Source organism: Streptomyces sp. S063 (genome assembly GCF_002832675.1).
GTDB lineage: Bacteria > Actinomycetota > Actinomycetes > Streptomycetales > Streptomycetaceae > Streptomyces > Streptomyces sindenensis.
In genome coordinates this window covers 2802621-2816156 of sequence record NZ_CP021707.1, presented here as the reverse complement: position 1 = coordinate 2816156, position 13536 = coordinate 2802621, and the positions used below count along the sequence as shown (strand labels likewise).

10 protein-coding genes and 1 pseudogene are annotated in these 13536 nt (G+C 73.0%); 5 read left to right on the top strand and 6 right to left on the bottom strand.

Annotation, left to right across the window (positions count from 1 at the left end):
• Positions 1 to 121 precede the first annotated feature (121 nt).
• Complete coding sequence (locus CCZ36_RS12670; RefSeq protein WP_069740519.1) at positions 122 to 667, bottom strand: helix-turn-helix transcriptional regulator; 546 nt, start codon at positions 665 to 667, stop codon at positions 122 to 124.
• Between the two features lie 412 nt (positions 668 to 1079).
• Between CCZ36_RS12670 and mfd the strand changes: the two genes are divergently transcribed.
• A complete protein-coding gene (mfd, locus tag CCZ36_RS12665; protein ID WP_128817673.1) occupies positions 1080 to 4613 on the top strand; it encodes a transcription-repair coupling factor in 3534 nt (1177 codons plus the stop codon).
• Positions 4614 to 4837: 224 nt separating this feature from the next.
• Here the strand turns inward: mfd and CCZ36_RS12660 are convergent, their stop codons facing one another.
• Both CCZ36_RS12660 and CCZ36_RS12650 read right to left on the bottom strand, forming a co-directional pair.
• On the bottom strand, positions 4838 to 5602 hold the full coding sequence (locus CCZ36_RS12660; RefSeq protein WP_164873498.1) for a hypothetical protein: 765 nt from the start codon (positions 5600 to 5602) through the stop codon (positions 4838 to 4840).
• 103 nt (positions 5603 to 5705) lie between these two features.
• Positions 5706 to 6416 carry a nucleotidyltransferase domain-containing protein gene (locus tag CCZ36_RS12650; RefSeq protein WP_237302646.1) on the bottom strand — a complete coding sequence of 237 codons (711 nt, stop codon included), beginning with the start codon at positions 6414 to 6416 and terminating at the stop codon, positions 5706 to 5708.
• A 331-nt stretch (positions 6417 to 6747) separates the two neighbouring features.
• Between CCZ36_RS12650 and CCZ36_RS12640 the strand changes: the two genes are divergently transcribed.
• Positions 6748 to 7551 carry an HNH endonuclease family protein gene (locus CCZ36_RS12640; protein WP_069740522.1) on the top strand — a complete coding sequence of 268 codons (804 nt, stop codon included), beginning with the start codon at positions 6748 to 6750 and terminating at the stop codon, positions 7549 to 7551.
• An 18-nt stretch (positions 7552 to 7569) separates the two neighbouring features.
• Here the strand turns inward: CCZ36_RS12640 and CCZ36_RS12635 are convergent, their stop codons facing one another.
• Together CCZ36_RS12635 and CCZ36_RS12630 are read right to left on the bottom strand one after the other, a co-directional pair.
• Complete coding sequence (locus CCZ36_RS12635) at positions 7570 to 8223, bottom strand: hypothetical protein (RefSeq protein WP_128817671.1); 654 nt, start codon at positions 8221 to 8223, stop codon at positions 7570 to 7572.
• 105 nt (positions 8224 to 8328) lie between these two features.
• Positions 8329 to 8895 (bottom strand): GNAT family N-acetyltransferase, encoded by a 567-nt coding sequence (locus CCZ36_RS12630; RefSeq protein ID WP_128817670.1) that lies wholly within the window; start codon positions 8893 to 8895, stop codon positions 8329 to 8331.
• A 102-nt stretch (positions 8896 to 8997) separates the two neighbouring features.
• On the opposite strand from CCZ36_RS12630, the gene CCZ36_RS12625 reads away from it, so the two are divergent.
• Both CCZ36_RS12625 and CCZ36_RS36510 read left to right on the top strand, forming a co-directional pair.
• The gene (locus CCZ36_RS12625; protein ID WP_069740524.1) at positions 8998 to 9744 is read left to right on the top strand and encodes a GNAT family N-acetyltransferase; all 747 of its coding nucleotides are present in this window, start codon (positions 8998 to 9000) and stop codon (positions 9742 to 9744) included.
• Between the two features lie 48 nt (positions 9745 to 9792).
• Positions 9793 to 10205: pseudogene (locus CCZ36_RS36510) on the top strand (isochorismatase family protein); the annotation flags it as partial.
• A gap of 35 nt (positions 10206 to 10240) precedes the next feature.
• Here CCZ36_RS36510 and CCZ36_RS12615 read toward each other — a convergent pair.
• Positions 10241 to 10975, bottom strand: a complete 735-nt coding sequence (locus tag CCZ36_RS12615) for a hypothetical protein (RefSeq protein WP_128817669.1) — start codon at positions 10973 to 10975, stop codon at positions 10241 to 10243.
• A gap of 247 nt (positions 10976 to 11222) precedes the next feature.
• On the opposite strand from CCZ36_RS12615, the gene CCZ36_RS12610 reads away from it, so the two are divergent.
• Positions 11223 to 13535: an N-6 DNA methylase gene (locus CCZ36_RS12610; protein WP_128817668.1), complete on the top strand. Its 2313-nt coding sequence runs from the start codon at positions 11223 to 11225 to the stop codon at positions 13533 to 13535.
• Position 13536: the final 1 nt, after the last annotated feature.

Here is a 13536-nt window from a genome sequence, read left to right as displayed (position 1 = left end):
CAGGCCCCGGGACGTTCCTCCAAACGTCCCGGGGCCGAGCCTTTCCCGGGCCTCGGTTCCGGCCGCGCCGGCTGCCCCGCCGGGCCTCGGTTCCGGCCGCATCGGGCTGCCCCGCCGGGTCTCAGATCCAGCCTCGTTCGCGGGCCAGTAACGCGGCCTGGGCCCGGCTGGCCGCGCCGAGCGTCTGGATCAGATCGGCGACATGCCGCCGGTAGGTCCGCACCGACACCCCCAGCTCCCGCGCACCAGCCTCGTCCTTGCCCACCGTGCACATCGACACGAGCACCCGCCGCTCGATACCGGAGGGGCGCGGTGCGGCCGTGCCCGCGCCGCTCCTCGCACCGCCGAGCTCCGCGCGTAGACCATCAATGACGTGCCGCGATCGGGTGACGCGACGCAGCTCCCGGTGGAGCGCCGCCAGCCGTACGTCCACCAGTCGGGTGATCGCCGATTCGGGGTCCACGGGGAAGATCCGCCCCTCCGCGTCCTCGGCGTGCAGCAGCCCCAGCTCCTGGAGCCGGGCGATCCGGGCGCGGGCCTCGCCGGGCCGGGAGTGCGGCAGGGGACGGAGGTCGTCGGCGCGTGTTCCGGGGTTGCGCAGGAAGTACCGGTAGATCTCTTCCTCGGCCTCCGGGACCCCGAAGACAGACATCTCGTTCTCGCCCACGTACGCCCCCGATGCCTGATGCCGCGGGGCCGTGCACCGAGGGGGGTCACCCCGCGCCGCCCGCCCGCCCGGCCGCTGCTCGCTCCGCCGTCCGAGTCCGTGTAACGGTCGGGCAAAGACTAGACGCTGGGCCCGTTCCTGTGAGGGGCCCCGGCGCAACTGTGTGCGATACGGAGATGAACGGTGCGCGACCGTCGACGAGCGGCGGGGCGGGCACGACGGGCGGCGGGCCCGGCACGACGGGACGGACGGCCGGCGCCTCTCGGCCGGTTGCGGGAGCGGCTGTCACCCCCGGGTCGTAACCTGGAACCCCCGGCGCGTCCCACGTGTCGGGCCCTTCGCGTTGCCCGGCCAGCAGCCGGCTGCCGGCAACGTCCGAGCCACCGCTGATCTGATCCCGGACGGAAACTTCATGAGCCTGCACGGTCTGCTGGATGTCGTCGCTACGGACCCGGCGCTCGCCGAGGCGGTGAAGGCCGCCGGAGACGGGCACCGGGCCCATGTCGACCTGGTGGGCCCGCCCGGCGCGCGCCCGTTCGCCGTGGCCGCGCTGGCCCGGCAGACCGGCCGGACCGTCCTGGCCGTCACCGCCACGGGCCGCGAGGCCGAGGACCTGGCCGCGGCCCTGCGTACGCTGCTGCCGCCGGACACGGTCGCGGAGTTCCCGTCCTGGGAGACCTTGCCCCATGAGCGGCTCTCGCCCCGCTCCGACACCGTGGGCCGCCGCCTCGCCGTGCTGCGCCGCCTGGCGCACCCCCGCGAGGACGACCCGGAGACCGGCCCGGTCTCCGTCGTCGTCGCCCCGATCCGCTCGGTGCTCCAGCCGCAGGTCAAGGGGCTCGGCGATCTGGAGCCGGTGAGCCTTGCGGGCGGGCAGAGCGCGGACCTGGGGGAGGTGGTGGACGCGCTGGCGGCCGCCGCGTACTCCCGGGTGGAACTGGTTGAGAAGCGCGGCGAGTTCGCCGTACGCGGCGGGATCCTGGACGTCTTCCCGCCGACCGAGGAGCACCCCCTCCGAGTGGAGTTCTGGGGCGACGAGGTCGAGGAGATCCGCTACTTCAAGATCGCCGACCAGCGGTCGCTGGAGGTCGCGGCGCACGGGCTGTGGGCCCCGCCCTGCCGCGAGCTGCTGCTGACCGACCAGGTCCGCGAGCGGGCCGCGGCCCTCGCCGAGGCCCACCCGGAGCTGGGCGAGCTGCTCGGCAAGATCGCGGAGGGCATCGCGGTCGAGGGCATGGAATCGCTGGCCCCGGTCCTCGTCGACGACATGGAGCTGTTGCTCGACGTCCTGCCGAAGGACGCGATGGCGATCGTCTGCGACCCGGAGCGGGTCCGGACCCGGGCGGCCGACCTGGTCGCCACCAGCCAGGAGTTCCTCCAGGCCTCGTGGGCGGCGAGTGCGGGCGGCGGCGAGGCCCCGATCGACGTGGGCGCGGCCTCGCTCTGGGGCATCGCGGACGTCCGGGACCGGGCCCGCGAGCTGGGCATGATGTGGTGGTCGGTCTCCCCGTTCGCGGCCGACGCCGCCGACCACGACGAGGACACCCTCCAGCTTTCCATGCACGCCCCCGAGGCGTACCGGGGCGACACCGCCCGGGCGCTCGCCGACACCAAGGGCTGGCTGGCCGACGGCTGGCGCACGGTGTACGTCACGGAGGGCCAGGGGCTCGCCACCCGTACGGTCGAGGTGCTGAGCGGCGAGGGCATCGCGGCCCGCCTCGACGCGGACCTCACCGAGATCGCCCCCTCCCTCGTCCACGTCTCCTGCGGGGCGATCGAGCAGGGCTTCGTCGACCCGGCGCTGAAGCTGGCGGTGCTCACCGAGACCGATCTGACCGGCCAGCGCACGGCCACCAAGGACCTGGGCCGGATGCCGGCCCGCCGCAGGAAGACGATCGACCCGCTGACGCTGGAGGTCGGCGACTACATCGTCCACGAACAGCACGGCGTCGGCCGGTACGTGGAGATGGTGCAGCGCACGGTCCAGGGCGCGACCCGCGAGTATCTGCTCGTCGAATACGCCCCGGCCAAGCGCGGCCAGCCCGGCGACCGCCTCTACATCCCGACCGACCAGCTGGAGCAGGTCACCAAGTACGTCGGCGGGGAGGCCCCGACGCTGCACCGGCTCGGCGGCGCGGACTGGACGAAGACGAAGCAGCGGGCGAAGAAGGCGGTCAAGGAGATCGCCGCCGACCTGATCAAGCTCTATTCCGCCCGCATGGCGGCCCCCGGCCACGCCTTCGGCGCGGACACCCCCTGGCAGCGGGAGCTGGAGGACGCCTTCCCGTACGCGGAGACGCCCGACCAGCTGTCCACGATCGCCGAGGTCAAGGAGGACATGGAGAAGACGGTCCCGATGGACCGGCTGATCTGCGGCGACGTCGGCTACGGCAAGACGGAGATCGCGGTCCGGGCGGCGTTCAAGGCGGTCCAGGACGGCAAGCAGGTGGCGGTCCTGGTCCCCACCACGCTCCTCGTCCAGCAGCACTACGGCACGTTTACCGAGCGCTACTCCCAATTCCCGGTCAACGTAAGGGCCCTGAGCCGCTTCCAGTCGGAGACGGAGTCCAAAGCAACCCTCGAAGGCCTGAAGGACGGCTCGGTCGACCTGGTCATCGGCACGCACCGCCTGTTCTCCTCCGAGACGAAGTTCAAGGACCTCGGCCTGGTCATCGTGGACGAGGAGCAGCGGTTCGGCGTCGAGCACAAGGAGCAGCTGAAGAAGCTCCGCGCCAACGTGGACGTCCTGACCATGTCCGCGACCCCCATCCCCCGTACGCTCGAAATGGCGGTCACCGGCATCCGCGAGATGTCCACGATCACCACCCCGCCGGAGGAGCGCCACCCGGTGCTCACCTTCGTCGGCCCCTACGAGGAGAAGCAGATCGGCGCGGCCATCCGCCGTGAACTGCTGCGCGAGGGCCAGGTCTTCTACATCCACAACCGGGTCGAGTCCATCGACCGGGCGGCCGCCCGCCTCCGCGAGATCGTCCCCGAGGCGCGCATCGCGACGGCACACGGCCAGATGTCCGAACAGGCCCTGGAACAGGTCGTGGTGGACTTCTGGGAGAAGAAGTTCGACGTCCTGGTCTCCACGACGATCGTCGAGTCCGGCATCGACATCTCCAACGCCAACACCCTGATCGTGGAGCGCGGCGACAACTTCGGCCTCTCCCAGCTCCACCAGCTGCGCGGCCGGGTGGGCCGAGGCCGCGACCGGGGCTACGCCTACTTCCTGTACCCCCCGGAGAAGCCCCTCACCGAGACGGCCCACGAGCGCCTGGCGACGATCGCCCAGCACACGGAGATGGGCGCGGGCATGTACGTGGCGATGAAGGACCTGGAGATCCGGGGCGCGGGCAATCTGCTCGGCGGCGAGCAGTCCGGCCACATCGCCGGCGTCGGCTTCGACCTGTACGTCCGCATGGTCGGCGAGGCCGTCGCCGACTACCGGGCCCAGATGGAGGGCGGCGTCGAGGAGGAGCCCCCGCTGGAGGTCAAGATCGAGCTCCCGGTCGACGCGCACGTCCCGCACGACTACGCCCCCGGCGAGCGCCTGCGCCTCCAGGCGTACCGCGCGATCGCCTCGGCCTCCTCCGAGGACGACATCCGGGCGGTCCGCGAGGAACTGACCGACCGCTACGGCCCGTTGCCCGAACCGGTCGAGAACCTCCTCCTGGTGGCGGGCCTGCGCATGCTGGCCCGTGCCTGCGGAGTGGGCGAGATCGTCCTGCAGGGCTCCAACATCCGCTTCGCCCCGGTGGAGCTGCGGGAGTCCCAGGAGCTGCGCCTGAAGCGCCTGCACCCCAAGACGGTCATCAAGCCGGCCGCCCACCAGATCCTGGTCCCGCGCCCGACAACGGGCAAGATCGGCGGCAAGCCGGTCATCGGCCGCGAACTGCTGGCGTGGACGGGCGAGTTCCTGACGACGATCCTGGGGTCGTAGCTCCCTGGAGCTCTGCGAGCGACCGGACCCCGGGGGCGCCTACGCTCCCCGGGGTGTGCGAACGATCGGGCCCCGCCGGGTTTGCTCACCCGGCGGGGCCCGGGCATCGACCGGATCGCATCGACGCCCGGGCGGAGCAAGGCCGTTGTCATTCCCCGGCGGCAACCGCCCGGCTCGGCGGGCCGGACTCCCCGGCCGTCACCGGTCCGTGGGCGCGGCGGGCGTCACTTCACCACGACCTTGTCCCCGGACGACTTCGACGCCCCGGTGGTGGTGTTGCCGTAGTACGCCCAGCGCCACGTACCGGTTTTGGAGGCCTTCACGGTCGTCCTGAGGTTGCCCGAGCCGTCCGCGTAGATCTTCTTCACCGTGGTGTAGGAGGTGGAGCCGGAGGGCTTGAACTGCAGGCTGACGTGGCGGCCGCCGTAGGAGGCGTACTTCCTGGTCTCCCAGTTGGCCCGGGTGACCTTTCCGGTCACGGTGATGGTCCTGCCCTTGGCCGCCGGTTCGGGCGAGGCGTTGACGGTCAGACGGGAGTTGCGCTGGACGTGGACCGTCAGCCCCGTGGCGTCGATGTCTTCGCTGCCGTCCTTGAAGCGCACCTCGCCCGCGACCTTCCAGGCCCCGGCCTCGCTGTTGCGCATGTCCCACTCGCTCGGGTCGAAGTACATCGTCTCGGCGATGTCGCAGGTGCCGACCCGGTTGGGGCAGTCGTTCGTCCCGATGTTGTGCCACAGCGTGTCATCCGCACCGTTGCGGTAGAGGAACACCAGGGGCGCCCACTTCCACGCGCGCGTGGTCAGCACCCGAAAGGAGGCCGGTACCGCCACCTCGTTCGTCGTTCCGATCACGATCGGCTTGCCACCGTTCACCTGGACACGGCTGAACGAGGCCCCGCCCTCGGCCGCCCCGGCCGGCACCGCGGCCACGGCCGTGAACACCGCCGCCGCACCACCGGCCACGACGGCTCTCCAGACTTGCTTCCCCACCTGATCCCCGATCTCCGTACGGAAAGGCGCCGGAGGCTCATCCCCCGGCGCTTGAGAGACACCCGGCATCCGTCCGGGGTTGTATCCCCGGCCCCGGCAGATGTCACTCGGCCGGGGACAACGCCCCCGCGATCTCCTCGTGCAGCCCCAGCGGCAGTCGCGTCCCCCAGCGGTCCGCGGCCTCGGCCGCCGGCTCGCGGCTCCACTCCCAGCTGTTCGCGGCCGCCGTGCGGACCGCCTCCGGGGTCAGGGGCCCGGTGGTCGTGGCGTACCGCTCGACGTCCGCCACCGGCAGGTCCGTCTCCAGGGCGCGGCTCGGGGTGAGCCAGTGGGTGGTCGACCCGCGCAGCAGGCGGCAGAGCTTGAGCTGGAGCGGGGCGATCACGGCGTGCAGCAGGTTGTGGGCGCGGGGGAAGTGGACCTGGTCGCGCCAGGTGGCGATCTCGGCGATGCCGGCGCCGGTGGGCTCGACGTGGAACTCGCCGCGCATCAGGTCGTCGAAGACCACGGCGAGGATGCCGTACATGTTGGTGTACGCCAGCTTCAGCGGGGCCAGCCGCTCCACGAACTCCCGCCCGTCGAAGGCGTCGACGTCCTCCTCCCGTACGTACAGGCAGGCGTCCAGGTCCGAGTGGGCGTCGGCCTCGCCGAGCGTCCACGAGCCGTAGAGCAGGACGCCCTCCACGCGGGGGTCGGCCTCGGCCGTCGTGCGCAGCAGCTCGATGCGGCGGTCCAGGGGCAGGCAGTCGACGGGCAGGGGAGCGGGAGCGGTAGGGGCGGCGGTACGGGCGTGGGCGGGCCGGGTGTGCGGCATGGCCGGGTCTCCTGAGAGGCGTGCGAGGGCAGACGAACGGGGCCCAGCGGTCGACGCCGGGCTGCTTCCGGTCCCGGCGCGGGACCTCGTTCGTCGCTCAGGAAACGCCCATGGGGGCAGCGTGGACCGTGCCCGTCCTCCGGCGCGACAGTCCTCCGGCCGCGAAGACCGACGCGGCGAGCGACCGAACGCCTCCTCCGGGTCCCGGCCCGCCATCGCGTCCGCGAGCGTGCCGCTGAGCAGCAGCGTCGCGAAGCCGTGGGCCGGAGACCGCGCGGCCGCCCCTAGGATTCTCGGCGTCCGGTCTCCTCACCGTCAGGACGGCTCTCCCGTGATAGCTCCCCGTACGCCCCGCCGCCGTACGCACCGAGCGGCGACCCTGCCCGCCCTCGGCGCCCTTGTCGTGATCACCCTGGCGAGCGGCTGCGGCCCCGACGACCTCGCGGCCGACGGCGACAGCACGAGCGGCGGGACCAACGGCGGCGCGCAGTCCGCCGAGGGCTTCGGCGTCAGCCCGCTGGACAACCCGGACGGTACGAAGCCGGGCCTGGCCCCCCTCACCAGCGACACGGACCGGGCCGCCGCCCGGCAGCTCATCGAGAAGGTGGCCACGAAGGGGCGCGGCCCGAAGACCGGCTACGAGCGGGACAAGTTCGGCTACGCCTGGAAGGACGGCGTCGACGGCATCCCGCTCGCCCGCAACGGCTGCGACACCCGCAACGACCTGCTCGCCCGCGACGGCAAGGACATCGAGCACAAGGCGGGATCCGACTGCATCGTCATGGCGATGACGCTCCAGGACCCCTACACCGGCGAGACCATCGACTGGCGCAAGCAGCGGGCGACGAAGGTGCAGATCGACCATGTGATGCCGCTGTCCTACGACTGGCAGATGGGCGCCGCCCACTGGAACGAGTCCAAGCGCGAGCAGATCGCCAACGACCCGCTCAACCTCCTCCCGGTGGACGGCCCCGCCAACAACGCCAAGCGCGACTCCGGCCCCGCCTCCTGGCTCCCGCCGTACAAGCCGATCCGCTGCTCGTACGCGGTGCGGTTCGCCCAGGTCTCGCTGAAGTACGAACTCCCGGTCACCACGGCCGACAAGCGGGCCATGCTCGCCCAGTGCGGCGGCTGACCGGGCCCGGGGGCCCGATCAGACCTTGCCGCCGCAGATCACGTCGTACGGGCGGCCCATCGCCATCATCAGCTGCATCGGCTCCGTGGTCGCCGCCGGGCACTCCGTCTTCTCCTTGACGAGGCCGAGGACCTTGAAGTCGTTCGCCCCGGCCGAGGCGCAGGCGATCTCCTTGGCCGTCGCCGAGATGCAGTCGCCCTCGACGAGCTGGCCGCCGCCGGCGCCCGCGTCACCGGGGTGGTCGCCCGTCAGGTTGCGGCCGCAGACGGTGTTGGTCGGGATGCCGCCGCCCTTCTTGCCGTCGCCGGAGCCGAAGACCCGGGAGACCTGGATGATCAGGTCCGTTCCGGCCGGGCACTGGATCGCGTTGGGCAGGAAGCTCGCGTCCTCGATCTTCAGGGCTTTGAAGGTCGCGCCCTGGTCGTCGCAGTCGAAGGCGCGGTAGCCGTCCGGCTTGTTCTCCGGGTCCGGGCCTCCGCAGTCACCGATCTCCCACGATCCGCCCTTGCCGTCCGAGGCGGACGACGAGGACCCCTTCGACTTCGACGACTCGTCACCGAAGATCTTGGACGCCCCGTAGCCCAGACCGAGGATCACCGCGAGCACCACCAGGCTCTGCAGGCATCCGGCGCCTCTCCGGGGGCGGTTCGGTGTACTGCCGGGCTGGGCCATGGTTCTGCTCCTCGACGGGTCTTCGACGGGTGGCGCACAGGTGGCGCACGGGGTGGAAAGTCACGGGTGGGGACGCGGCATGCACACCTCACGGTTCCGGTCGGATCACACCGGCCCCGGATCGCCCCCGTCCAACTCCTTGACCAGGAAGCGGGCCGGGTCCACGACCTCGTGCCGGACGCCGTCGTCGTCGACGTACGCGTACCGGTCCAAGTAGCGGCAGCCGGTCTCCCGGTAGCCGATCCGCAGATAGAGCGCGGCCGCCCGGTCGTTGTCGTCGTCCACGCCCAGGCCGATGACGGGGTGGCCGGCGGCCCGGACCCGTTCCTCCGCCGCCCGGATCAGCGCCGTACCGATCCCCCGGGACCGCAGCTCCGGGGGCCAGATCCCGAGCCCGTTCAACTCGGGGCAGCCGGGGAAGCGGGCCTGTACCTCCGGGGCCGAGCAGCCCCGCCACAGGATCTGCGCCGTCCCGACGGGTGCGTCGTCGTCGGCCCAGGCGGTGAGGAAGGTGGCGAGCCCCTGCTCCTGCCGTTCGAACCGGGCGGCGTGCCGCCGGGTCCGGCCGGGCGAGGGCATGTGCCGCTCCAGCACGTCGAGGTCCGCCGCGCGGCAGGGCCGGATATGTACGGGGACGGGGGCAGGGGAGCCCGGTGGTGGTGTCGTCGTCATGCGGCGAGAGGGTAGCCCGGAGCGGCCCGCCCCTCCGGAGCGCGGCGGCCCCGCGCCGATATTCGCTGGTCGGAGCGGTACGGGGTGCCTAGGGTCACGCGTATGGAGCTGAACATCACCACCCTCGCCGAGCGTCCCGAGCTCGCCGGCGCCCTGGACGGAATGCCGGACACCTGGCCGGAGTTCGTGCTGGAGGACATCGTCGGCTGGGCCAACTTCGCCCGGATCGCCGTCGAGTTCCCCCAGTACGTGCTGGTCGCCACCGACCCCGAGGGTGTCGTGGTCGCCCGCGCCTACAGCGTGCCCTTCGTGCTGGACGCCCCCGGGCGCGGTGAACTGCCCGTCGGCGGCTGGGACCGGATGCTGCTGTGGGCCTTCGCCGACCTGCGGCGCGGGCGGACGCCCGACACGGTCGGCGCGATCGAGATCACGGTGGCCACCGGCCATCAGGGAAAGGGGATATCCGGCCGGATGCTCGCCGCGATGCGGGACAACGCGCGTCGGCAGGGCTTCCGGGAGGTCGTCGCCCCGGTGCGGCCGAGCGGCAAGCACCTCAGGTCCGACCTGCCGATGGAGGAGTACGCCCGGCTGACCCGCCCCGAGGACGGGCTGCCCGAGGACCCCTGGCTGCGGGTCCACGCCCGGGCCGGCGGGACAGTGGACTCGGTCGCCACCGTGTCGATGACGGTGAGCGGTTCGCTGGCACAGTGGCGGGACTGGACCGGGCTGCCGTTCGACACGGACGGTCCGGTGGAGGTGCCGGGCGCGCTCGTCCCGGTGCACTGCGCGCTCGCCCACGGGTACGCGGTGTACGTCGAGCCCAACGTGTGGGTGCGGCACCGGTTGTGACGGCGAGGCGGCGCTTCCGGGGCGTCGTCCACCCCCGCGCTCCTCGTCATCGACGTGCGGAACACCCTCGTCGCGATCGCGCACCGCGCGTCCGTCACCGTCGCGTCCGTCGCCGGTCTCCAGGCGCGGGCCAGGGCGGCCGGGGAGTGACCGAGGTCGTCGTCACCGGGTTCGCCACCGAGATCTGCGTCGAATCCACGGCCCGGCAGGCGCTGAGCCGGGGGTACGACGTGGTGCTCGTCGCGGACGGACACACCACGTCCGGCCGGCCCGCCGCCTCCGGCCGGCCCGCCGCCTCCGGCCGGCCCGCCGCCTCCGGCCGGTCCGCCGCCTCCGTCCGGCCCGCCGCACCGGAGGCGTCCGTGGCGCACCACAACGAGATCTGCCGGAACCTCCGCTTCCCGGGGCGCCGGGTGCGCGTCCTGCCCGCGGCCGAGGTCGACTTCGGGCGCGGAACCCCTCGTGCGCCCCGGGCGCCTCTGCCCCGGGCTGACTCCTACTGCTTCAGGTCGAGGTCGACGATGTCCTTCGCTGCGGGCTTCTTCGCCACGACCGGCACGTCGAAGTCGGACAGGTTCATCGTCATCGGCTCCTCGCCGCCCCGGGACGTGATGCGCAGGATGTACGGGGCGCCCTCGGCTGCGACGTCGACGGTGTAGGTCTCCTTGCCCTCCTTCTCCGTGAGCCGGAGGGCCGGAGTGCCCGCGACCGTCGTGGGGCCCTTCTTCCGGGCGGCGTTGTCGTTCCCCTCGAAATCCTTCAGGAGCCCCTTCAGGTCGCAGAACTCGATGGAGTCCTTGGTGTCCGGGTCGGACGCCTTCGACTCCATCCAGCGGCCCGCGAGCAGCTCGACCGCCGCGTCCACGTCCGCCTTCGGCTCGCCCTTCGACTGCTCGCGCAGCAGGGCCTCGTCGAACTTCGTGTAGACCGTTTCGCCCGTCTTGACGACGTCCATCCTGCCCTCGCCGCCCATGGTCATCGTCCCGGTGCAGTCACCGCCCAGGCTCGATGCGAACGCGGCCTTGATCCGGCCGTCGGCGGTGGTCATGTCGAGGTCCATGCGCAAGGACTTCACCCCGGTCGTCTTCTTCAGGGCCTTGTTGACGACCTCCGGCCCCGACTGGCCCGCGAACGGCCCGGTCTCCTTCGGGGAGTCCGTGCCGCAGGCGACGAGACCGGCCAGGGCCAGCGTGCAGAGGGTGTTGATGGAGATACGGGTGACGAGACGCATGGGGCAGGCTCCGGGAGGAGGGGCGCGAGGCGCGCCGGACAGCGGATGAAGAACGCCCTCTGGAGGAACACCCCTTCCGAGGTGCCCCCGTGGCGACGAGTCAATAAGATCAAAGCTTGTGAACCGAGTCAACACGGTTCACGCGAGATGTGTCGGGCAACGGGCTTTGCGAGTGTGGCGCGGGAGAGTCGCTATGCTCGCGGGCAGGCCTGACAGGCAGGGCGTACGGACCGAGGAGAGATGGCCAGTGCCGGAGAACGCGACCGAGGTCACCGCGGCCGGGATCGCCCGACTCGCAGGCGTGGGACGCGCCGCCGTCAGCAACTGGCGCCGTCGGTACGCCGATTTCCCGCAGCCGGTCGGCGGGACCGGCACCAGTCCGTCCTTCGCGCTGCCCGAGGTCGAGCAGTGGCTGCGTGACCAGGGGAAACTTGCCGAGGTCCCACTCCGCGAGCGCGTCTGGCAAGGGGTCGCCGGACATCCTGCGGGCCCCGGCCGTGCACTGATCCACGTGGGCTGCGCCCTGCTGCTCGTCCGTGACCGGCCCACCGCCTGGCTGGAGCTCGCGGCGGCCCCGGACGAGCGGATGGCCGCCCTGCTGCCGCAGGCCATGGAGCACGTCCTCACCGCGAGGTTCGGCCCTGAGGCCGACGGTGTTCGCGGGGCGAGTGCGCCGGAGCCGGCAGACGTTGACACGGCCGGTGCGCCGGACCCGGGAGGTGTTCACGGGGCTGGCTCACCGGAGCCGGGGCGTGTACACGGGGCTGGTTCACCGGACCCGGGACGTGTTCACGCGCCCACCGAGCGGGACCTGCTCCCGTCCGTGCCGCTGCTGCGCGCGGCCGCCGAGCTGGCCGCCGGGATCGGGGCCGGTCAGGCCTTCGAGTTCCTGCTCGGCCGGCAGCTGGACGCCAACCCCCGCCAGTACACGCTGACCCCGCCCCAGCTCGCCGAGCTGATGGTGGACCTCGCCGAACCGCCGAAGGACGCGGGCCGGGCGGCGCGGGAGCGGCCCGGCCGCAGCGTCCTCGACCCGGCCGCCGGCACCGGCGCCCTGCTCCGGGCGGTCGGCGGGCCCGCCGACCTGTACGCCCAGGAAGCCGACCCGGCGCTCGCCGCGCTCACCGCCCTGCGCCTCGCCCTGGCCGCCGAAGGGCCGCGCCGCGCCGCCGGCGGAACACATCGCGCCGCCCCCGGGCCGACCGTGCGGACGGGCGACACGCTGAGGGCCGACGCCTTCCCGGAGCTGGCCGCCGACACCGTGCTCTGCCACCCGCCGTTCAACGAACGCAACTGGGGGCACGACGAACTGGCCTACGACCCTCGCTGGGAGTACGGCCTCCCGGCCCGTACCGAGTCCGAACTGGCCTGGGTCCAGCACGTCCTGGCCCGGCTGCGCGACGGCGGCACCGCCGTTCTGCTCATGCCGCCCGCCGCCGCCTCCCGCCGCTCCGGCCGCCGGATCCGCGCCGGACTCCTGCGCCGGGGAGCCCTTTGCGCCGTCATCGCCCTGCCGGCCGGCGCCGCCCCTCCGTACGGCATTCCGCTCCACCTCTGGATCCTGCGCAAGCCGGAGCCCGGCGTACGGCCCGCCGCCGATCTCCTCCTCGCCGACACCGCCGGCCTCCCGGGACCGGCCCCGGACACATCCACGGGCCCCGGTCGCCCGCCCGGCGGCCAAGCGGCCGGCGGCAAGGCCCCGGGCGGCGGACGCGAACGGTTCGACTGGCCCGCCGTACGCTCCGCCGTCCTCGGCGCCTGGCGCGACCGGGCCGACGTCGAGGGGGTCAGCCGCGTCGTGCCCGTGATCGAACTCCTCGACGACGACGTGGATCTGGCCCCGGCCCGCCATCTGCCGCGCCCGGCGTCCGGCGGCGGAGCGGCCGGCCTCGGCGAGGTCCGGGAACGCCTCACCGAGACGCTCCGCCTGACCGCGGGCCTCGTCCCGCCCACCGCCGCGCCCGCCGCACCCGCGCACCGCCCGCTCACCACCGTCGGCGAACTCGCCCGCGCCGGAGCGCTGTTCCTGCACAGCGGTACGGCGGTCCCCGGCGGTACGGCCGCTCCCGTCCTCACCGAGCACGACGTCCTCACCGGCGCGGCCCCGGCCGTCCTCCCGCCCACCGAGCGGGAGGCCCCGGGCGGGGCGGCCGCCGACGACCCGGTCCTGCTCGAACCCGGCGACGTCGTCGTGCCCGTGCTCGGCGGCTCCACGGCGGCCCGGGTCGTGGACGCTTCGACGGCCGGGGCCGCGCTCGGCCGCAACCTCCAGCTCCTGCGGCCCGACCCGGCCGCCGTCGACCCCTGGTTCCTCGCCGGGTTCCTGCGCGGCACCGCCAACCACCGGCAGGCCAGCAGCTACGCGTCCACCGCCGCCCGGCTGGACGCGCGCCGCCTCCAACTGCCCCGGATGCCGCTCGCCGAGCAGCAGCGGTACGGGGAGCGCTTCCGTGAACTCGCCGCCTTCGAGGACGCGCTGCGTACGGCGGGGCGGCTCGGCGGCCAACTGGTCCAGGGGATGTACGACGGCCTGACGGACGGCACGGTCACGCCCGGATGAG

Excerpts from the sequence above, each read along its gene's own strand:
- mfd (WP_128817673.1), top strand. The coding sequence starts at position 1,080 with ATGAGCCTGCACGGTCTGCTGGATGTCGTCGCTACGGACCCGGCGCTC.
- CCZ36_RS12630 (WP_128817670.1), bottom strand. The coding sequence starts at position 8,895 with ATGACGACGACACCACCACCGGGCTCCCCTGCCCCCGTCCCCGTACAT.
- CCZ36_RS12615 (WP_128817669.1), bottom strand. The coding sequence starts at position 10,975 with ATGCGTCTCGTCACCCGTATCTCCATCAACACCCTCTGCACGCTGGCC.
- CCZ36_RS12650 (WP_237302646.1), bottom strand. The coding sequence starts at position 6,416 with ATGCCGCACACCCGGCCCGCCCACGCCCGTACCGCCGCCCCTACCGCT.
- CCZ36_RS12635 (WP_128817671.1), bottom strand. The coding sequence starts at position 8,223 with ATGGCCCAGCCCGGCAGTACACCGAACCGCCCCCGGAGAGGCGCCGGA.
- CCZ36_RS12625 (WP_069740524.1), top strand. The coding sequence starts at position 8,998 with ATGGAGCTGAACATCACCACCCTCGCCGAGCGTCCCGAGCTCGCCGGC.